This window comes from Streptomyces sp. MGP-BFMKR1 (assembly GCF_057766585.1).
On sequence record NZ_CM173408.1, the window covers coordinates 7,476,927 to 7,494,785 of the forward strand.

General features: G+C 73.9%; 21 protein-coding genes. 9 read left to right on the forward strand and 12 right to left on the reverse strand.

Annotated features, from left to right (window positions below):
* Both AC3CHW_RS30080 and AC3CHW_RS30085 read right to left on the reverse strand, forming a co-directional pair.
* Nucleotides 1-417 (reverse strand): hypothetical protein, encoded by a 417-nt coding sequence (locus tag AC3CHW_RS30080; RefSeq protein WP_187060915.1) that lies wholly within the window; start codon nt 415-417, stop codon nt 1-3.
* 111 nt (nt 418-528) lie between these two features.
* Complete coding sequence (locus AC3CHW_RS30085) at nt 529-1,296, reverse strand: SDR family oxidoreductase (protein ID WP_488468556.1); 768 nt, start codon at nt 1,294-1,296, stop codon at nt 529-531.
* 199 nt (nt 1,297-1,495) lie between these two features.
* Between AC3CHW_RS30085 and AC3CHW_RS30090 the strand changes: the two genes are divergently transcribed.
* A complete protein-coding gene (locus AC3CHW_RS30090) occupies nt 1,496-2,443 on the forward strand; it encodes an RNA polymerase sigma-70 factor (RefSeq protein ID WP_398609163.1) in 948 nt (315 codons plus the stop codon).
* Nucleotides 2,444-2,452: 9 nt separating this feature from the next.
* Here AC3CHW_RS30090 and AC3CHW_RS30095 read toward each other — a convergent pair whose 3' ends face one another.
* The 9 genes from AC3CHW_RS30095 to AC3CHW_RS30135 form a co-directional block, all read right to left on the reverse strand.
* Nucleotides 2,453-3,586, reverse strand: coding sequence for an LLM class flavin-dependent oxidoreductase (locus tag AC3CHW_RS30095; RefSeq protein WP_488468557.1), 1,134 nt, complete (start codon nt 3,584-3,586; stop codon nt 2,453-2,455).
* Nucleotides 3,587-3,626: 40 nt separating this feature from the next.
* Nucleotides 3,627-4,184 carry an NADPH-dependent FMN reductase gene (gene ssuE / locus AC3CHW_RS30100; RefSeq protein ID WP_459248057.1) on the reverse strand — a complete coding sequence of 186 codons (558 nt, stop codon included), beginning with the start codon at nt 4,182-4,184 and terminating at the stop codon, nt 3,627-3,629.
* A gap of 448 nt (nt 4,185-4,632) precedes the next feature.
* Nucleotides 4,633-4,707, reverse strand: coding sequence for a putative leader peptide (locus AC3CHW_RS30105; protein ID WP_372454699.1), 75 nt, complete (start codon nt 4,705-4,707; stop codon nt 4,633-4,635).
* Nucleotides 4,708-4,854: 147 nt separating this feature from the next.
* Nucleotides 4,855-5,952, reverse strand: a complete 1,098-nt coding sequence (locus AC3CHW_RS30110; protein WP_488468558.1) for an LLM class flavin-dependent oxidoreductase — start codon at nt 5,950-5,952, stop codon at nt 4,855-4,857.
* Between the two features lie 95 nt (nt 5,953-6,047).
* A complete protein-coding gene (locus tag AC3CHW_RS30115) occupies nt 6,048-7,031 on the reverse strand; it encodes an ABC transporter substrate-binding protein (RefSeq protein ID WP_488468559.1) in 984 nt (327 codons plus the stop codon).
* A 98-nt stretch (nt 7,032-7,129) separates the two neighbouring features.
* Nucleotides 7,130-7,894, reverse strand: a complete 765-nt coding sequence (locus tag AC3CHW_RS30120) for an amino acid ABC transporter ATP-binding protein (RefSeq protein WP_488468560.1) — start codon at nt 7,892-7,894, stop codon at nt 7,130-7,132.
* Nucleotides 7,891-8,901: an amino acid ABC transporter permease gene (locus AC3CHW_RS30125; RefSeq protein WP_488471212.1), complete on the reverse strand. Its 1,011-nt coding sequence runs from the start codon at nt 8,899-8,901 to the stop codon at nt 7,891-7,893. The genes AC3CHW_RS30120 and AC3CHW_RS30125 overlap by 4 nt, the downstream gene beginning before the upstream one ends.
* A gap of 14 nt (nt 8,902-8,915) precedes the next feature.
* Nucleotides 8,916-9,434 (reverse strand): GNAT family N-acetyltransferase, encoded by a 519-nt coding sequence (locus tag AC3CHW_RS30130; protein ID WP_398609158.1) that lies wholly within the window; start codon nt 9,432-9,434, stop codon nt 8,916-8,918.
* Nucleotides 9,431-10,558 carry an LLM class flavin-dependent oxidoreductase gene (locus AC3CHW_RS30135; RefSeq protein ID WP_488468561.1) on the reverse strand — a complete coding sequence of 376 codons (1,128 nt, stop codon included), beginning with the start codon at nt 10,556-10,558 and terminating at the stop codon, nt 9,431-9,433. The genes AC3CHW_RS30130 and AC3CHW_RS30135 overlap by 4 nt, the downstream gene beginning before the upstream one ends.
* Nucleotides 10,559-11,476: 918 nt before the next feature.
* Between AC3CHW_RS30135 and mtnA the strand changes: the two genes are divergently transcribed.
* From mtnA to AC3CHW_RS30165, 6 genes are all read left to right on the forward strand, one after another.
* Nucleotides 11,477-12,631 carry an S-methyl-5-thioribose-1-phosphate isomerase gene (gene mtnA, locus AC3CHW_RS30140; RefSeq protein WP_488468562.1) on the forward strand — a complete coding sequence of 385 codons (1,155 nt, stop codon included), beginning with the start codon at nt 11,477-11,479 and terminating at the stop codon, nt 12,629-12,631.
* Nucleotides 12,628-13,314 carry a methylthioribulose 1-phosphate dehydratase gene (gene mtnB / locus AC3CHW_RS30145; RefSeq protein ID WP_488468563.1) on the forward strand — a complete coding sequence of 229 codons (687 nt, stop codon included), beginning with the start codon at nt 12,628-12,630 and terminating at the stop codon, nt 13,312-13,314. Before mtnA ends, mtnB begins: the two co-directional genes overlap by 4 nt.
* 6 nt (nt 13,315-13,320) lie before the next feature.
* Nucleotides 13,321-13,902: a 1,2-dihydroxy-3-keto-5-methylthiopentene dioxygenase gene (locus AC3CHW_RS30150; protein WP_488468564.1), complete on the forward strand. Its 582-nt coding sequence runs from the start codon at nt 13,321-13,323 to the stop codon at nt 13,900-13,902.
* Nucleotides 13,899-14,603, forward strand: coding sequence for an acireductone synthase (mtnC, locus tag AC3CHW_RS30155; protein WP_488468565.1), 705 nt, complete (start codon nt 13,899-13,901; stop codon nt 14,601-14,603). Before AC3CHW_RS30150 ends, mtnC begins: the two co-directional genes overlap by 4 nt.
* 197 nt (nt 14,604-14,800) lie before the next feature.
* Nucleotides 14,801-15,028 carry a hypothetical protein gene (locus tag AC3CHW_RS30160; RefSeq protein ID WP_398609152.1) on the forward strand — a complete coding sequence of 76 codons (228 nt, stop codon included), beginning with the start codon at nt 14,801-14,803 and terminating at the stop codon, nt 15,026-15,028.
* Nucleotides 15,021-15,605, forward strand: coding sequence for an RNA polymerase sigma factor (locus tag AC3CHW_RS30165; RefSeq protein ID WP_488468566.1), 585 nt, complete (start codon nt 15,021-15,023; stop codon nt 15,603-15,605). The genes AC3CHW_RS30160 and AC3CHW_RS30165 overlap by 8 nt, the downstream gene beginning before the upstream one ends.
* A 78-nt stretch (nt 15,606-15,683) precedes the next feature.
* Here AC3CHW_RS30165 and AC3CHW_RS30170 read toward each other — a convergent pair whose 3' ends face one another.
* Nucleotides 15,684-16,037 carry an ArsR/SmtB family transcription factor gene (locus tag AC3CHW_RS30170; protein WP_398609150.1) on the reverse strand — a complete coding sequence of 118 codons (354 nt, stop codon included), beginning with the start codon at nt 16,035-16,037 and terminating at the stop codon, nt 15,684-15,686.
* A 287-nt stretch (nt 16,038-16,324) separates the two neighbouring features.
* Between AC3CHW_RS30170 and AC3CHW_RS30175 the strand changes: the two genes are divergently transcribed.
* Nucleotides 16,325-17,287 carry a D-2-hydroxyacid dehydrogenase family protein gene (locus AC3CHW_RS30175; protein ID WP_488468567.1) on the forward strand — a complete coding sequence of 321 codons (963 nt, stop codon included), beginning with the start codon at nt 16,325-16,327 and terminating at the stop codon, nt 17,285-17,287.
* A 105-nt stretch (nt 17,288-17,392) separates the two neighbouring features.
* Nucleotides 17,393-17,803, forward strand: a complete 411-nt coding sequence (locus AC3CHW_RS30180) for a YunG family protein (RefSeq protein WP_488468568.1) — start codon at nt 17,393-17,395, stop codon at nt 17,801-17,803.
* Nucleotides 17,804-17,859 lie beyond the last annotated feature (56 nt).

Consider the following 17,859-nt stretch of genomic DNA (forward strand, 5'->3'; position numbering starts at 1 on the left):
TCACGGGGTGGTGCGGGCTGACCACACCTGTGTCATCAGGACGGCGCCCGCTCCGAACAGCGCCACGCCGAGCGGCACGTGCAGGGAGAGGTCGCCGCTGCCGCCGACCACGAACTGCACGCTGGTCAACGCGAGCAGCACCACGGTGGTGGCCAGGTACCGCGCCGTCGCGCGATCCGCCCGCCAGGCCAGGACCGCGGCGGTCGTCTGGAGGACCAGCGCGACCGTGACGAAGGCGCCCGTGGTGTGGTGCACCTCGCTGCCGTCCGTGCCGGACATGAGGCGTCCGGCGGTGATCCCCTGCACCAGCAGCGTGGCGGCCAGGAAGGCCGTGGTCGCCTTCATCAGGCCGAAGAACCGGGGAGGCCGGCCCCGCGCCGCGCGGGCCGGGGCAGGTGGCTGGGTCGGTGATGGCATCGCGTGTCTCCGTGGTGGGTCAAGGGTGCTGGTGGGGGCGGCGCGGCGGGCCGTGCGCAACGCTCGGCCCGCCCCGCGTCGGCCCGCCCCCTCGGTGCGGGTGCGGGCAGTTCAGCCGCGGGCGGCGAGCCACTCCTCGAAGGTGGGGCCGGCGAGCCTGGCGTGCGGGCTGGGCAGGAACCCGCCGGCCGCGGCGATCTCGGCGTCGGGTATGCCGGCGCCGTCGACCTCGACGACCTTGATGCCGCGACGGGCGCCGAGGAGCCGGGCCGCCTCGGCCATGACCTCCCGGCGGGGCCCGGCGACCTCGGGGATCGGCGTGTCGGGCGCCGACGGGCCGGACGCGTCGGCGTCGGTGGCCAGGTCGACCAGCGTCTCGGCCACGGTGCGGCAGGCCACGAGTTGGGTGGGCAGGGCCGGTACGTAGGCGACGTCGCCCTGCCGCCAGTCCAGGAGCTGGTCGACGAACTCGTGGAACTGCGCGGCCCGCAGGATGCGGGCGGGCAGCGGGCCGGCCAGGGTGGCCTCCTCGTGCACCTGCTGGGCGGCGACGAAACCGGCGGTGGCCTTGTCGGCGCCGATGATGGACACGGCGACGAGGTGGCCGACTCCGGCGCGCTGGCCGGCCTCGTGCAGGTTGCCGGTGGCGGTGCGGAAGAACTCCGTGGCCGCCGCCTGGTCGGAGGCGTGCCACGACGCGACGTCGATGATGACGTCGACCCCGGCGAGGGCGTCGGCCAGGCCCGTACCGGTGATGATGTCCACGCCGGTGGCGCGGGACATCGACACGACCTGGTGTCCCCGCTCGGCGAGGACGTCCACGACGTGGCGTCCCAGCCGTCCGGTCGCTCCTGCCACGGCGAACTTGACGGTGCTCATGTTCCCTGTCCCTCTTCCTGTGGTGTGGGGTGCTGGGCCGGTGCGGTGGCGCACCAACGCACACCAGACGTCCGCGTCAGGGCACGCGTAACAACCACGCCCGTGTGACGTAGGCCACCGGCCGCACGTGTTACGCGGCCACCGTCACCGACGTCCAGTGCGTGCGGCAGTGTGGAGAGACCAGTGGGTGGGAGTCTGTATGAGCGAGCACGGCGATCCGGTCACGAGCCCGGCCGAGCGGCTGCGGCCCGGCGGTCGGACGGAGCCGGTGGACGCGGCCACCGAGGCGTTCGTCGCCCACCGGAACCTGCTGTTCACCGTCGCGTACGAGATGCTCGGCTCGGCCGCCGACGCCGAGGACGTGCTGCAGGAGACGTGGTTGCGGTGGGTGGGCGTGGATCTGGCGACCGTGCGCGAGGAGCGCGCCTACCTGGTGCGGATCGTCACCCGGCAGGCGCTGGACCGGATGCGCGCGCTCAGCCGGCGCAAGGAGTCCTACGTCGGCCCCTGGCTGCCCGAGCCGCTGCTGACCGCGCCGGACGTCGCCGAGGACGTCGAACTGGCCGACAGCGTCTCGATGGCCATGCTGCTCGTCCTGGAGACGCTCCAACCGGTGGAGCGGGCGGTGTTCGTGCTGCGCGAGGTGTTCGCCGTCGAGTACGAGGAGATCGCCGAGGCCGTCGGCAGGAGCCCGGCCGCCGTCCGCCAACTCGCCTACCGGGCCCGGTCACACGTCGCCGCGCGCCGACCGCGCGGCCCCGTCTCACCCGCCCAGACCCGGGCCGCGCTCCGGGCCTTCCAACGCGCCGTCGAGACCGGGGAGTTGCAGAGTCTCCTCGACATCCTCGCGCCGGACGTGGTCGCCCTGAGCGACGGCGGGGGAGTCAGGCACGCCCTGCTCCAACCCGTCGTCGGCGCGGACCGGGTGGCTCGCCTGCTGGCCGCCGGCTGGTGGCGGCGCGACGCCGAGAGGTCGGTCGAACCGGTGCAGATCAACGGCGGCCCGGGGCTCCTGGTCCGGGTGGGTGGGGAGATCGACGGCGTGGTGGCGGTGCGGGTCGAGGACGGCTACGTCACCGGCGCCTACCACGTCCGCAACCCCGAGAAGCTGTCCCGGGTGGCGCGCGAGACCGCCGTCAGCCGCTGAACCCCCCTCTCACACCGCGGCGGGCGCGGCGGCGGGCGCGGCCTTCGCCGGGTGGGCCCACAGGCCCCGCGCGGCCAGGCGCGGCAGGACGCCCTCGCCGAACCAGTACGCCTCCTCCAGGTGCGGGTACCCGGAGAGCACGAACTCGTCGATGCCAAGCCGGTGGTACTCGATGACGCGCTCGGCCACCTCGTCGTGGCTGCCGACCAGCGCGGTGCCCGCGCCGCCGCGTACCAACCCGATGCCGGCCCACAGGTTCGGGTGGATCTCCAGGCCGTCCCGCTCGCCGCCGTGCAGGGCGAGCATCCGCCGTTGGCCCTCCGACTCGCTGCGGGCGAGCCCGCTCTGCACCGCGCGCACGGTCTGGGGGTCGAAGCCGTCCAACAGCCGCCGCGCCTCGGCCCACGCCTGCTCCGCGCTGTCCCGCGTGATGACGTGCAGACGGATGCCGAAGCGGATGTCGCGGCCCTCCTTCTCGGCCAGCCCCCGCACCCAGGCGATCTTCTCGGCCACCTGTGCGGGCGGTTCGCCCCAGGTGAGGTAGACCCGTGCGTGGCGGGCGGCCACCTTGCCCGCGACGGGCGACGAGCCGCCGAAGTAGATCTCCGGCACCGGGTCGGGCAGCTGGGTCAGCCGCGCGCCCGCCACCCGCAGGTGCTCGCCCGCCAGGTCCACCCGCTCGCCGCGCCACAACCCGCGGACGACCCGCAGGAACTCGTCCGTACGGGCGTACCGCGCGTCCTTGTCCAGGAAGTCGCCGTAGGCCCGCTGCTCGTGGCTCTCGCCGCCGGTGACCACGTTCAGCAACAGCCGACCGCCGGTCTGTCGCTGGTAGGTGGCGGCCATCTGGGCCGCGAGGGTGGGCGAGACGAACCCCGGGCGGAAGGCGACCAGGAACCTCAGCCGCTCGGTGTGCTGGCTGACCATGGCGGTCGTCAACCAGGCGTCCTCGCACCAGGCGCCGGTCGGCGTCAGCGCGCCGACGAAGCCCAGGTCCTCGGCGGCGCGGGCGATCTGCGTCAGATAGCCGACGGTCGGCGGGCGGTCGCCGCCGGCCGCGGTGACCGGCGTGCCGTGGCCGCCGCCGACGACGTGGCGGCTGTCGCCGTTGGTGGGCAGGAACCAGTGGAAGGTGAGGCTCATGGGGCGCACGCCCTTCGTGCGAGGGGGTGGGTGGGGGCGCTCATCCGGTGGCCGCCAGTACGGTCGTGCGGCCACCGAGCGCGGCCGAGAACTGGTCCGCGACCTGTTCCAGGGCGCCGGCCGCGGCCGGCGCGATGGTCAGCGCGCCGTCGTCGCCGACGGTGAGGTCCTTGTCGAGCGTGAACCAGCCCTGCACGATGTGCGCCGCGCCCATGGAGTTGAGCACCGGGCGCAGCGCGTAGTCGATGGCCAGCACGTGCGCGGTGGTGCCGCCGGTGGCCAGCGGGAGGACGGTCTTGTCGGCCAGCGCGTACTGCGGCAGCAGGTCGAGCAGCGACTTGAGCAGGCCGGAGTAGGCGGCCTTGTAGATGGGGGTGCCGATCACCACGCCTTGCGCCCGCGCGAACTGGGCCGTGGCCGCCACGATCGCCGGGTGCTGGAAGTCGGCCCCGAGCAGCGCCTCGGCCGGGAGGGTCCGGACGTCGAGCGGGACCACCTCGTGTCCCTGGGAGGCGAGTCGGGCGTCGAGGTGGCGCAGCAGCCTGGCGGTGCGCGAGGTCGCGGACGGGCTTCCGGAGACGGACAGGACGGTGGCCATGACGGGGACCTTTCGAAGACCAGGGGTTCGGTCGGCGCGGCGGCGTACGGGCGCCGACCGGCGGGGCCGGGGAGTACGGGCGGGAACGCGCCCCGGGCGTCGCGGGCGGTGCGGGGCGAGGGCGCCGGGGCCCGGTGACGAGGTGCGCGCCGCACGCTTTTCCGTCGCCTCCACGCCAGTCGATGCCGTATGCACGCAGACGTGCGGGGAGATCTGCTGGCGCCGTTCCCTGGGAGTTGGATAATCCGCGGAAAAGGGAGGACAGGAATGTGAACAGACGACTCGGCGAGGAAATTCCCGCGCTGTGTCCGCGCCGTCGCGCGGGGAGCGGAAGGAAGAGTGAGTGCGCCGTATCGTGGGGCGGTTGGCCCGGGTGATCACTGGTCAGGGGCGATACGACCAGGAGTGCCGGGCGGGAGCGGGCTGTTCCGGGAGGCCGCGCTCTATATCACCGGCGACAGCGGGAACTTGAGACGCGCGCGAGATCGACATGGCGCCGCCGCGTGAGTTCCTGTCGCTTCATGTCACCGATCTAACCAGGGGGGAGTTCGGCCGGTCAAGAAGGCCGAAATGTGATTCCGCATGGCGGACGGATTTCCGATCAATTCCCGCTGACGCGTGCGCCCGTGTGGGCCCGCTGTCCGGCCCGGGCCCGGCCGCGCACGCCCCGTCAGGTCACGGGCGTGCTCCGTTCCTCGTGGGCCGGGCGTTGCCACAGCGTGGTGGGCGCGGCCTGCCGCACGACCGGCGCGACCTCCTCGGCGAACCGCTGGAGTTGCTCGAACTGCGCCGGCAGGGCCAGCCCGGAGCTGTCCACGGTGATGGACTGGAGGTCGTGCCGGTAGACCTGGTGGGATTCGAGGATCTTGTCGATGACCTGCTGCGGGCTGCCGATCAGGTGCGGGCCGTCGGCGATCGCCTCCTCGATGGTGCGGAAGGGCGTGTTGTAGCCGGGCTTGTCCGCCAGGTGTGGCTTGTACGCCTGGCGCACCCGCGCCTCGTAGAAGTCCTTGAACCGGGCGACGGCCTGCTGCGTGGTGTCCGCCAGGAAGAGGCCGCCCGAACCCGCTCCGACGTAGGCGTGGGCCGGGTCGTGCCCGTGCGCGGCGAAGCGCTCGCGGTAGTGGTCGATGAGTCGGACGTACGCCGCGCGCGGCTGGATGGCGTTGGCGCTGAACAACGGGTCGCCGTGCCGGGCTGCCAGCTCCGGCGAGTTGAGGCTGGTGGCCGAGCCGTGCCAGACGCGCGGCGGGCGCGCGCCGAACGGGCGGGGCACGGTGGTGGCCCCGTCGAGGGCCGGCCGGAACCGGCCCCGCCAGCTCACCTTCTCCTCCCGCCACAGCCTGCGCAGCAACTCGTACTTCTCGGCCTGGTACTCCCACTGCGACTCCTCGTCCAGGCCGAAGAGGTCGAAGTGGCCCGTCTCCGCGCCCTTGCCGATCACCAACTCGACGCGCCCGCGCGAGAGTTGGTCCAGCGTCGCGTAGTCCTCGGCCACCCGGACCGGGTCCAGTATGGCGACCACGGTCACGCCGGTCAGCAGCCTGATCCGGGCGGTGCGGGCGGCCAGCGCGCCGAGCAGCACCGTGGGGCTGGAGGACAGGAACGCCCCGGCGTGCCGCTCGCCGACCGCGTAGCCGTCGAAGCCCAACTCCTCGGCCCGCACGCCGGTCTCCACGACCTCGGCGAGCCGGTCGGCGGCGGAACCGAGCGCGCCGGTCAGCGGGTGGGGGGCGTGCTGGACGATGGTCAGGACCTGGAATCGCACGGGGTACCTCCGGTGGCGTGGGCCGGGTGTGGGCGCGGGCGGGCGCGGCCCCGGCGCCAGGAGGGGAAGCGGGCGCCGGGGCCGTGGCGCGGGGGTTACTTGTTGGTCCGCGGCAGCCCCGGCGGGTTGGTCTCCGACTTCGCCACGGCCTCGTTGGTCAGCCCCCAGCGGGCCAGCACCTTGCCGTACGTGCCGTTGTCGATGACCTCGTTCAGCGCCTCGGCCAGCGGCTCGACCAGGCCGTTGCCCTTCTTGGTGGTGGCGGCGATGAGGCCCTGGAGGGAGGTGCCGGCACCCGAGTGGGTGCCGACGACCTCGGTCTTGCCGGTGGACGCCGCGTGGTAGGCGGCGTTCGGGTTGGGGCCGAGGTAGAGGTCGATGCGGCGGGAGGCGAGCGCGAGATAGGTGTCGGTGGCGTTCTGGTAGTACTTGATGTCCACCGGTTTCCGGCCGGCCCGCTCGTTCTCCTTGCTCCACTCCACCAACAGCTTCTCCTGGTTGGTGCCCGAGCTGACGGCGACGGTCTTACCCGCCACGTCGCGCGGCCCCCTGACCGTGAGCCCGCTGCCCTTGCGGGCCTCGAAGGCGAGGTCGTCCTTGCGGTAGGTGGCGAAGTCGTAGCGGTCCTTGCGTTCCTCGGTGACGGTGATGTTGCTCGCGCCCAGGTCGTACTTGCCGCTGGAGAGCCCGACGAAGATGTTCTCCCAGGAGGTCGAGGTGAAGTGGGGCTTGAGCCCGAGCACGTTCGCGATCAGGGCGGCGATGTCGGTCTCCACGCCGATGAGGGTCTTGTTGTCGGTGGCGTAGAAGTTCAACGGCGCCGAGGAACCGGAGGAGTTGACGATCTTCAGCGTGCCCCGCTCGCGGATCTCCGCGGGCACCTTGGCCGCGATGGCGTCCACCTTGGGGGTGCTGATCCGTCTCTGGTCCGGGCTCAGGTTGATCTTCGTACGGGTGCCGGACTTGGCGGCGACCTCGGTACTGCCGCCGTCCGAGGGGTTGCTGCAGGCAGCGAGGGCGGCGGTGGCCGCGAGGGCGAGCGCCGCGGCCGTGGTGCGGGTGGCGACGAGGGTGCGCATGAGTGTTCTCCTTGCCTGCGGGTGGAGCGTGAGCGGTGCGGGTGCGGGGTGACGCGGGATGGGAGGGGTGGCGGCGGGGTACGGAGCGCGCGCCGGGGTCAGAGCACCTTGGACAGGAAGGCGCGGGTGCGCTCGTGCCGGGGGGCGTCGAGGACGGCGCCGGGTGGGCCCTGTTCCACGACGACGCCGCCGTCCAGGAACACCACGGTGTCGGCGACCTCGCGAGCGAAGCCGATCTCGTGGGTCACGATGATCATCGTGGTGCCGGAGCGGGCCAGGTCCTTGATGACGTCGAGGACCTCGCCGACCAGCTCCGGGTCGAGCGCGGAGGTCGGCTCGTCGAAGAGCAGCACCTTCGGTTCGATGGCCAGCGCGCGGGCGATGGCCACCCGCTGCTGCTGCCCGCCGGAGAGTTGGCGGGGGTAGGCGCCGGCCTTGTCGGCCAGGCCGACCCGCGCGAGCAGCCGCTCCGCGGTCGCCACGGCCTCCTTGCGGGGCCGGCGCAGCGCGGCGACCGGGGCCTCGACGACGTTGTCCAGGACGGTCAGGTGCGGGAAGAGGTGGAAGTGCTGGAAGACGAACCCGATGTGGGTGCGCTGGCGCAGGATGTCCCGCTCCCGCAGCTCGTACAGCCTGTCGCCGGAGCGCCGGTAGCCGATCAGCTCGCCGTCGATGCTGATCCACCCCCGGTTGACCTTCTCCAGGTGGTTGATCACGCGCAGCAGTGTGGACTTCCCCGAGCCGGAGGGGCCGAGGAGCGCGGTGACCTCGCCCGCGCGGACCGTGAGGTCGACGCCGCGCAGCACCTTCAGCGCCCCGAAGCTCTTGTGGACGCCGCGTACGTCCACCATGACCTCGCTCACGCGGTGCCTCCCCGGGGTGTGGCGGGCGCCTTGTCGGCCGCGCCGGCCCGCAGCCGGGCCAGGGCGTCGCGGGCCCGCTGGAGTGGGGTCGGCGGTGGGGTGCGGTTGGCGCCACGGGCGAAGTGCCGCTCGACGTAGTACTGCGCGACGGAGAGCACGGAGGTCAGGAACACGTACCAGGCGGTGGCGACCATCAGCAGCGGGATCACGTGGCCGTTGCGACCGTAGATCACCTGCACCTGGTAGAAGAGTTCGCCGATGGCCATGACGTACACCACCGAGGTGCCCTTGAGCAGGCCGATGATCTCGTTGCCGGCCGTGGGCAGGATCGCGCGCATGGCCTGCGGGAGCACGATGCGCCGGATCTGCCGCAGCCGCGGGATGCCGAGCGCCGCCGCGGCCTCCAACTGGCCGTGGTCGACGGAGATGACGCCGCCGCGCACGATCTCGGCGGCGTAGGCGGCCTGGTGCAGCGACAGGCCGATCAGGGCCGCGCCGATGGTGCCGATCAGGTCGTTGCTGTCGACGGACCAGAAGACCGGGCCGAAGGGGATGCCGAGGCCGAGCCGCTCGTACAGGGCGCTCAGGTTGAACCAGAACACGAGCTGCACGATCATCGGGATGGACCGGAAGATCCAGATGTAGGCCCAGGCAACGGTCTGGAGGACCGGGTTGCGCGAGAGCCGCATGAAGGCCAGCACGGTGCCGAGGGCGAAGCCCAGGACGGTGGCGTACGCGGTGAGTTGGAGCGTGAGGCCGACCGCCGAGACGATCGTCTCGGACAGCACGTACGCGCGGAAGACCTCCCACTCCCAGACGGGGTTGGTGACCAGTCCGTGCGTGAACTGCGCCGTCAGGACGAGCACGGCGAGGGCAGCCGCCCACCGGCCGTAGTGTCGGGTGGGAACGACCCTGAGCGCGGCGAGGTCGCCCGGGTCGGCCTCCTTGTGGGGTGCCAGATCGGTGCCGCCGGTGTCCGGCGGCGCGGGGTCCGTGGTGAGTCCCATGGTGGTGTGCCTGCTCATGGTCGTGGCTGGTGGTCTGCCGGGGCGAGGTGCTTCTCGAAGGGGAGCGGGCCGATGGTCTCGGGGTCGGCCTCGGTGTCGAAGAGCGGCGTGTAGCCGGTGGCCAGGTACAGGCCGCGGGCCTCGGGCTGGCGTGGCCCGGTGGTCAGGTAGACGCGCCGGTAGCCGCGCTCACGCGCCGTGCGCTCCAACTCGGTCACCACCTGTCGGGCCAGGCCGCGGCGGCGGTGCGCGGAGTGCGTCCAGATCCGCTTGAGCTCGGCCGTCGTGGCGTCGTAGCGGCGGAAGGCGCCGCCGGCGACCGGGTCGCCGTCCTCCAGGAGGAGGAGCAGCGTCCCCCCGTGGGCGGGCGTGAACTCCTCGTCGGGGTAGCGGGCCAGCTCCTCGTGCGCGTCGCCGCCGTAGCGCGCGGTGTACTCGTCGCCGAGTTCCCGCAGCAGCGGCCTGACCAGCGGGTGGGAGACCGGGACCTCGATGACCGTCAGGTCGGACGGGGACGGGGCTACGGAGGTCACGCGCGCACCGCCGCGAGGCTCCGCTCGGCGCCCGCCGCGCGCTCGGCGTCGCGCTTGGCGACCTCCTCGCGGACGATCGGGATCACGTACCGCCCGAAGTCGATGGCGTCGTCGAGGAGCGCGTAGCCGCGGGCCGAGAGGATGTCGACGCCGAGGTCGTAGTAGTCGAGGAGGGCCTGGGCGACCGTCTCGGGCGTGCCGACCAGCGCGTTGGAGTTGCCCGCGCCGCCGGTGGCCGCCGCGGTCGGGGTCCACAGCGCGCGGTCGTAGCGCTCGCCCTGCTCGGCGATGGCGAGCAGCCGCTGGGAGCCGGTGTTCTCCGGCGCGCCGCCGCGGTGGTGGCGGGGCAGCCCCTGCTCGCGCCGGGCCTTGATGGCGCCGACCGTGCGGTGGGCCTTCTCCCAGGCCAGCTCCTCGGTCGGCGCGATGATCGGGCGGAAGGCGACCTGGATGCGCGGCACGTCGGTGCGCCCGGCCGCCGCGGCGGCGGCCTTCACCGCCTCGATCTGCTCGGCGGTCCTGGCCAGCGGCTCGCCCCACAGGCAGTAGACGTCGGCCTCGGCGCCGCCGGCGGCGTACGCGGCGGGCGACGAGCCGCCGAACGAGACGCCGGGGCGCGGCTGTTGGACGGGGAAGACGTCGGCGACGAAGTCGCGGAACCGGTAGTGCTCGCCCTCGTGGTCGAAGGGTTCCGTGGTGGTCCAGATCTTCTTCACGAGCTGGATGTACTCGCGGGTGCGGGCGTAGCGCCCGTCCTTGCCGAGCGTGTCGCCCTCGCGCCGCTGCTCGTGGTCGTTGCCGCCGGTGATGAAGTGCACCGTCAGCCGGCCGTCGCTGATCTGGTCGAGGGTGGCGAAGGTCTTGGCGGCGAAGGTGGGGTACGAGACGTTGGGCCGGTGGGCCAGCAGGATCTGGAGGGAGTCGAGCTTGCTGGCGAGGTACGCGGCGGCCGGGGCGGGGTCGGGCGCGCCGGACGCGTAGGCGAACAGCACCCGGTCCCAGCCGTACTCCTCGTGCGCCCGGGCGAGCCGGATCGTGTACTCCTTGTCGAACGCGGCGCCGGAGCGTGCGGTGGTCTCGGAACCGTCGTTGGTGGCAGCGATGCCAAGAAACTCCACGGGCATGGGAGGGCCTTTCGCGAAGAAACGGGGAGGGCGGCACACCGACGGGCCGGCGCGCGGAGCGGGCCGTCGGCGTGGCACGGAAGTGGTGGGTGAACGGGACGCGGCGAGCGCGGCGCACCGGTGGGTGGCACGGGCTCGGATGGCGGCTCGCGCGGCGGGGTTCGCGGCGGCGCGCCGCTGGGGTGCGGGGCCGGCCGGCGTGGGGGAGGGGCCGCGCGAGGGTGGGGCGGCGAGCGTCGGGTGGCCCGCGATGGGGCTACCGCAGGAGGGGAGGGCCGGTCAGACGGCCCGCTGCCGCGTCAGCGACAACACGCGGCGGACCACACCCGACCGAAGTCGATGTGGTCGCGGGTGACCAAGCGCTGTTGTCCCTTCACGAAACTAATGGACCAGTATTTTGCGCCTCCCGTCAACTACGTGCCCGGATGTTGGACGGGCATTGACCGACTCTGGTGCGATATGTGCACCCATTGACACACCCGCGAGGGGCGCACATACGATCGACCTCGAACCGGCGCCGCCACCAGCGGAGTTGGGACGCGGTGCGGCGTGGGGCGCATCCCGCAGGTCGCCGCTCGGCCCCTCCCGTACGCCGGCGCACGCCCCGACCGCCCGCCGATCGCCCGCCGTTCGCTCGTCGCCCGTTCGTCGTTCGCCGCGTCTCGGGGCGTGCTCGCCACGGGGTGGCGGGGGCGTCGTCGGCCGGTTTCGTGAGGTGGTCGCGGCACCCGTATATTTGATTATCGTTTTCATATAGCCTGGCCGTCGGGCGCCGTCACCACGGCGCGCCCGACCGTCGTCCGCCCGCCCCGCGCCGGTCGCGGGGCCGTCTCCGTACGACCGCCGCGGCATGGGCCGCGCGGCACGCCACAGCCCGGGGCCGCACGTGCCGCCCCGGCCCGAGCCGAGGGAACGCCGATGGATGACGCAAGGGGGAGGCGGCCCGCGCAGGCGCCCGCGTCCCGCGCCGCACCGGTTGACCAGCCGTCGCTCGCCTGGGACGACGGCGCCATCGTCGCCGTCGACCAACGCGCGCTCCCCGGCGAGACCCGGGTGCTGCGGCTGACCAGCGTGGACCAACTCATCGCCGCCATCCGCTCGCTCGCCATCCGTGGGGCGCCGGCCATCGGGCTCGCCGGCGCCCTCGGCGTGGCGCTGTCGGCGTACCGGCACCGCACCGACGACGGGTGGGACCAGGCCGCGGTGCGCGCCGACGCCGCGCGGCTGGTCGCCGCCCGGCCCACCGCCGTCAACCTGGCCTGGGCCGTCCGCCGGGCCGCCGGGCGCGTCGCCGCCGGGCCCGACGCCGTCCTCGCCGAGGCGCTGGCCATGGTCGAGGAGGACGCCGCGACGGGGGCCGCCGCCGTGGAGCGCGCCTGCGAACTGGTCCTCGCGCGCGTCGGGGCGCGGCCGATGCGCCTGCTCACGCACTGCAACACCGGCCGGCTGGCCACGGCCGCGGTCGGCACCGCGCTCGGCGTCATCCTCGAACTCGGCCGCCGCGGCCTGGTCCGCGAGGTGCTGGTGGGCGAGACCCGACCGCTGCTGCAGGGCGCCCGGCTGACCGCCTGGGAGTTGGAGCGGGCGGGCATCGCCTACCGGGTGTGCGTGGACTCCGCGGCGCCCGCCGCGATGGCCCAGGGGCTGGTGGACTGCGTGCTGGTGGGGGCCGACCGGATCGCCGCCAACGGGGACGTCGCGAACAAGATCGGCACGTACGGGCTCGCGACAGCCGCCGCGCGCCACGCCATCCCCTTCGTGGTCGTCGCGCCCGAGTCCACCTGGGACCGGGCGACCGCCGACGGCTCGGGCATCGTCATCGAGGAGCGCGACCCCGCCGAAGTCACCGCGTACGCCGGCGTGGTGACCACACCGCCGGGCGCCGCCGCGTACAACCCGGCCTTCGACGTCACCCCGGCCGACCTGATCACCGCCATCGTCTCCGAGGACCGGGTGTTCGTCCCCGGCGACGCGCGGCCCCCCGCCGCCTTGGACCCCGCCGACCGAGAGCGCGCCGCGCGGCCGGTGGTCGCGCCCACCGCCTCGTACCAGCGTGACGGGGCGGCGACATGACCCGCGCCGAGCCGCGCGCCCACGACGGTCAGGGCGCGGAACTCGCCCGTTTCTCGCGTCAGTTGTACGAGCGCGGCTGGATGCCGGGCACCGCGGGCAACCTCTCCGTGCGGCTGTCCGACACCACCGCGCTGATCACCGCGAGCGGCCGGGCCAAGGGCGAGCTGACCGGGCGCGAGGTGGTCGCCGTGCACGCCGACAGCGGGGTAGAGGTGGCCCCCGGGCCGCTGCGCGCCTCGGCCGAGACCACGATCCACTGCGCCGTCTACCGCGCGACCGGGGCCCGCGCCGTCATCCACGTCCACGCGCCGTACGCCACCGCCGTCGCCACCCGCGTCGGGCACCCCGCGCGCCGGCGCACGCTGCGCGTCGAGCGCCTCGAACTCCTCAAGGGGCTGGGCCTGGCCGACCCGACCAGCGCCGCGCTGCCCGTCTTCCCCAACTGGCCCGACGTACCCAGAATCGCCCAGGACGTCGCGGGCCACCTCGCCGCCACCCCCGACCCGCCGCCCGCCCTGCTCATCACCGACCACGGCGTCACCACCTGGGGCCGCGACCTGGCACAGGCCCGCGACCGGTTGGAATGCCTGGAGGCGATCTGCCAACTGCTGCTGCTCACCGGCGGCCTGCCGCCGAACACCCCCGACGACGCACACGACGACACAACCGATGCCGAGAGGTGACGTGCCGTGACCCTGCTCCAGGTCATGCCCGACGACGCGCCCGACCAGGTGCTCCTGCGCACCCGTGACCAGGCGCGCATCGCCGACGCGCTGCGCGCGCACGCGGTGGCCTTCGACCGCTGGCCGGTGCGCGGCCCCGTCGCGCCCGGCACCGCCCCGGACGAGGTGCTGACGCGCTACCGCGCCGAGGTGGACGCGCTCCAGGCCCGCGACGACCTGCGCCTGGTCGACGTCGCCGGCCTGCACCCCGAGGAGAGTGACGCCTGGCGACAGAAGGCCGCCACGGCGCGCGCCACCTTCCTTGAGGAACACCGGCACGCCGAGGCCGAGGTGCGCTTCTTCGCCCACGGTGTGGGGTGCTTCTACCTGCACCTGGGGGAGGAGGTGTACGCGGTGGTGTGCGAGGCCGGGGACCTGCTGTCCGTACCGGCCGGCACCCCGCACTGGTTCGACATGGGCCCGCGCCCCGAGTTCACCGCGATCCGCTTCTTCGCCGGGGAGGACGGCTGGGTGGGCGACTTCACCGGCGACCCGATCTCCCAGCGCTTCCCGCGCCTCGACGCGCTGCTCGCGGCGGACGCGGCGTGAACGGCCCCGCGCCGCGCGCGGTGGTCTGCGACATCGAGGGCACCACCGGCTCCGCGGACCACGTGCGCGACGTGCTCTTCCCGTACGCGCGCGAGCGCCTCGCGCACTGGCTCGCCGCCCACCGCGGCCAGCCGGCCTGGGAGCGGGTGCTCCACGCGACCCGCGCCCACGCCGACGCGCCCGACCTCGACGAACGGGGCGTCGCCGCGACGCTGGCCGCCTGGTCCGACGCGGACGTCAAGGCCCCGCCACTGAAGGACGTACAGGGGCTGATCTGGGCCGACGGCTACGCGAGCGGCGAACTCGCCGGCCACGTCTACGACGACGTGCCCCCGGCCCTGGCCCGCTGGCAGCGCGCGGGCATCGCCCGCTACGTCTACTCCTCCGGGTCGGTGGCCGCGCAACGCGACTGGTTCGCCCACAGCGACCACGGCGACCTCAGCCCCCTGTTGTGCGGGCACTTCGACCTGGCCAACGCCGGGGCCAAGCGCGACCCCGCGTCCTACCTGGCCATCACCGCCCGCATCGGGGTACCGGCCGGCGCCACGCTCTTCCTCAGCGACGTACGGGAGGAGTTGGACGCCGCCCTCCAGGCCGGCTGGCGCGTCATCGGCGTACGACGCGCCGGCGACCCGCGCGGCGACCGGGTGCCGGGCCACGCCACCGTGCCCGACCTGCACGGCGTGCTGCCCGACCTGTAACCCGTACGCCCCAACCCTCCCCGGCGCCCCACCCGCGGCGGTCCACCCGCCGCGCCGGTGCGGCGAGTAGTCGCCTCGCACAACGGCGGCGCTGCGGTTTCCCTCCCATCCCATGTCACACATCGCCACGCCGCGCGCACTCTTCCGCGGGTTCGCGGTGCACCCGGCACCGCGACGCGGAGAGTTGAGGAGGCCACATGGTGGTCGTGGTCACCGGAGCCGTCGTGACGGGACTCCTGGCGGGATGGCGCCTGGCGTCCGGGTGGATCGAGGGACGGGTGCGCGTCCAGGTGTTCCGGCTGCGCGAGCAGGGGATCAGCGAACGGATGCGGGCCCTGCCGGCCGGCGGCACGCTGGCCGAGTCGCACAGCGCTGACGAGGTCAGCGTGCGCGTCGTCCTCCCGAGGGGCACGGCCCGTGGATGACGTACGGCACGGCCCCGGCCTGGCGGCCGGCCTGCCCCGGCCGGGCCGGCGCCAGCCCGCCGAGCCGGCCGCAGCCGCCGACGAGGGGACGCGGGAGGACTTCGCGCGCTACTACCGGCAGCACCGGGCCGGGTTGACCCGGTTCGTCATGCGCCACGGGGCGGGCCCCCACGAGGCGGCCGACGCCGCGCAGGCCGCCTTCATCGAGGCGTTCCGGAGCTGGCACCTCATCGACCACCGCGCCGCGTGGCTGCGCACCGTGGCGCTCCGCATGTTCCTGCGCCAGTCCGTGCGCCCGGAGGAGGAACTCACCGACGCGGCCCCGGAGCGCGCGAACGGCTGCGGCCCGCTGGAGGCCGTGGTCCTGCGCGAGCAGCAGGCCCGGGTGCACGCGGCCCTCGACCGGTTGCCGGGCAAGCGACGGCAGGTCATGGCCGGGTACCTGGACGGAATCAGCACGGACGAGATGGCCGCCGCGCTGGAGACGACGCCCGCCGCGGTCCGCCAGAACCTGGCCCGCGCCCGCGCCCACCTCAGGCAGCACCTGAGACGACGCGCACCGGAAGGCGCGCCGTGACGCGCGCTCGGCCGCGTCGGGAGCACGCGCTTCCCGCGCCGCCCCGCGCGGCGGTACGGGGCGCCAGCCGGGGCCCGGTCAGGGCGCGTCGCTGAGCATGACGGACAGGGCGGCCAGGACGCTGGGGGCGATGCGGTAGTAGATCCAGGTGCCACGCCGCTCGGAGGTCAGCAGGCCCGCCTCGCGCAGCTTCTTGAGGTGGTGACTGACGGTGGGCTGGGAGACGCCGACGTCGGCGATGTCGCACACGCACGCCTCTCCGTCGGGATGGGAGGCGACCTTCGAGAAGAGCCGCAGCCGGACCGGGTCGCCGAGCGCCTTGAACATGGCGGCCATCGTCACCGCGTCCGCGGGAGAGAGTTCCTGCCGGGTGAGCGGAGGGCAGCACGGCTGAACGCGCGGGACCGCGGCCGTCTCCTGAAGCGTGGGCATATGCCTATGGTGACACCGGCACTTCCCGGACGCCAAGGACCGATCAGGCCCCGCATGCCTGGCCAGGCCGCACGGGCCCGCCCGCGAACGGGGAACCACACGGCGGGCCGCGGCCCGTTCGACGCTCCGCCCGGCGGCATGTCCCCGGCGCTCTCCCATGGCGGAACCGATCCCTCCGCACCCCGGCGGCGAGCGCGCGACGGGGGGCCGGTGCGCCGGCCGGGGTGGCCCGTGCGATAGGCAAGGGGGCACCGTCCGCACCCGCGACCACCAGGGAGAGCACCGAGATGCACCACCGCTGCGCCGTCCTCGACGACTACCAGGGCGTGGCCGCCACGAGCGCCGACTGGGCGGCCCTGGCCGGCGAGGTCGACGTGGTCACGTTCGCCGAACACCTGGGCACCGAGGACGAGCTGGCCGCGGCCCTGGCCGACTTCGACATCGTGGTCACGCTGCGGGAGCGGGTGCCCTTCCCCGCCTCGCTCATCGCCCGCCTGCCGAGGCTGCGCCTGCTCGTTGCCTCCGGCATGCGGAACTCCGTCATCGACTTCGCCGCCGCCGAGGCCCACGGGGTGACCGTGTGCGGCACCGAGAGCTCCCCGACCCCGCCGGTCGAGCTGACCTGGGCGCTGCTGCTCGGCCTGGCCCGCGGCCTGGTCCCGGAGAACGCCGCGCTGCGCGCCGGCGGCCCCTGGCAGAGCACGCTCGGCGCCGACCTCGCCGGCCAGCGCCTCGGCCTGCTCGGGCTCGGGAAGATCGGCAGCCGGGTGGCCCGGATCGGCCTGGCCTTCGGCATGGACGTCGTCGCCTGGAGCCAGAACCTGACCCCGGAGCGCGCCGCCGAGGTCGGCGTGGCGCACGCCGGCACCAGGGAGAAGCTGCTGCGCGGGAGCGACTTCGTCTCGGTGCACCTGGCGCTCGGGGACCGCACCCGGGGGCTGCTCGGGGCGGCCGAGCTGGCCCTCATGAAGCCGACCGGCTACCTGATCAACACCTCGCGGGCCGCGATCGTCGACCAGGAGGCGCTGCTCGCCGCGCTGCACGCGGGCACCATCGCCGGCGCCGCCGTGGACGTCTTCGACGAGGAACCCCTGCCGGCCGATCACCCGCTGCGCACGGCGCCCCGCCTGCTGGCCACCCCGCACCTGGGCTACGTCACCCGGGGCAACTACCGCAGGTACTACGGGCAGGCCGTCGAGGACATCCGGGCCTACCTCGCGGGGGCGCCGATCCGACGCCTGGAGCCGTGAGTCCCCGCCGCCACCCGCGCGGGGACCGCTGCCGGGCCCGGGGTCGCTGCCCGGCCCGGGATCGCCCGAACCCGGATTGTCAGTGCCTCGTGTCAGGGTGAGCCCATGACGTACTGGCTGCTCACCGACATCGAACAAGCCGTCCGCGCCAGTTGGGGCGCCGACACCTGCACGCCGGAGTACCGCGACCGGTGGACGCCGGACAACCCCGCCCGGGACCAGTGCGGGGTCACCGCCATGGTGCTCAACGACCTGCTCGGCGGCGAGCTGATCCGCGGCATGGTGCACGTGGACGGTGAGCAGACCGACTTCCACTGGTGGAACCGGCTGGGCATGGGCGTGGAGATCGACCTCACCCGGGAGCAGTTCGCGCCGCAGGAGATCGTCAGCGGCGGGGTGGTCATACCCCGCCCCGCCGAGATCGTGCGACTGCGCGCGGAGTACGAGCTGCTGCGCGAGCGCGTGCTCGCCCGTCTCGACGAGGCCCGGGAGCGGCGGGCGGTGGTCGCGGTGTGAGTCGCCGGCGCGCGACCGGCACACCGCTCGGCACCCGAGCGGGCCGGGCCGTACTC

Bases quoted from the DNA above. Each gene is read 5' to 3' on its own strand.
- AC3CHW_RS30080 (WP_187060915.1), bottom strand. From the start codon at position 417: ATGCCATCACCGACCCAGCCACCTGCCCCGGCCCGCGCGGCGCGGGGC.
- AC3CHW_RS30085 (WP_488468556.1), bottom strand. From the start codon at position 1,296: ATGAGCACCGTCAAGTTCGCCGTGGCAGGAGCGACCGGACGGCTGGGA.
- AC3CHW_RS30090 (WP_398609163.1), top strand. From the start codon at position 1,496: ATGAGCGAGCACGGCGATCCGGTCACGAGCCCGGCCGAGCGGCTGCGG.
- AC3CHW_RS30095 (WP_488468557.1), bottom strand. From the start codon at position 3,586: ATGAGCCTCACCTTCCACTGGTTCCTGCCCACCAACGGCGACAGCCGC.
- ssuE (WP_459248057.1), bottom strand. From the start codon at position 4,184: ATGGCCACCGTCCTGTCCGTCTCCGGAAGCCCGTCCGCGACCTCGCGC.
- AC3CHW_RS30115 (WP_488468559.1), bottom strand. From the start codon at position 7,031: ATGCGCACCCTCGTCGCCACCCGCACCACGGCCGCGGCGCTCGCCCTC.
- AC3CHW_RS30125 (WP_488471212.1), bottom strand. From the start codon at position 8,901: ATGGGACTCACCACGGACCCCGCGCCGCCGGACACCGGCGGCACCGAT.
- AC3CHW_RS30135 (WP_488468561.1), bottom strand. From the start codon at position 10,558: ATGCCCGTGGAGTTTCTTGGCATCGCTGCCACCAACGACGGTTCCGAG.
- mtnA (WP_488468562.1), top strand. From the start codon at position 11,477: ATGGATGACGCAAGGGGGAGGCGGCCCGCGCAGGCGCCCGCGTCCCGC.
- mtnB (WP_488468563.1), top strand. From the start codon at position 12,628: ATGACCCGCGCCGAGCCGCGCGCCCACGACGGTCAGGGCGCGGAACTC.
- AC3CHW_RS30160 (WP_398609152.1), top strand. From the start codon at position 14,801: ATGGTGGTCGTGGTCACCGGAGCCGTCGTGACGGGACTCCTGGCGGGA.
- AC3CHW_RS30170 (WP_398609150.1), bottom strand. From the start codon at position 16,037: ATGCCCACGCTTCAGGAGACGGCCGCGGTCCCGCGCGTTCAGCCGTGC.
- AC3CHW_RS30175 (WP_488468567.1), top strand. From the start codon at position 16,325: ATGCACCACCGCTGCGCCGTCCTCGACGACTACCAGGGCGTGGCCGCC.
- AC3CHW_RS30180 (WP_488468568.1), top strand. From the start codon at position 17,393: ATGACGTACTGGCTGCTCACCGACATCGAACAAGCCGTCCGCGCCAGT.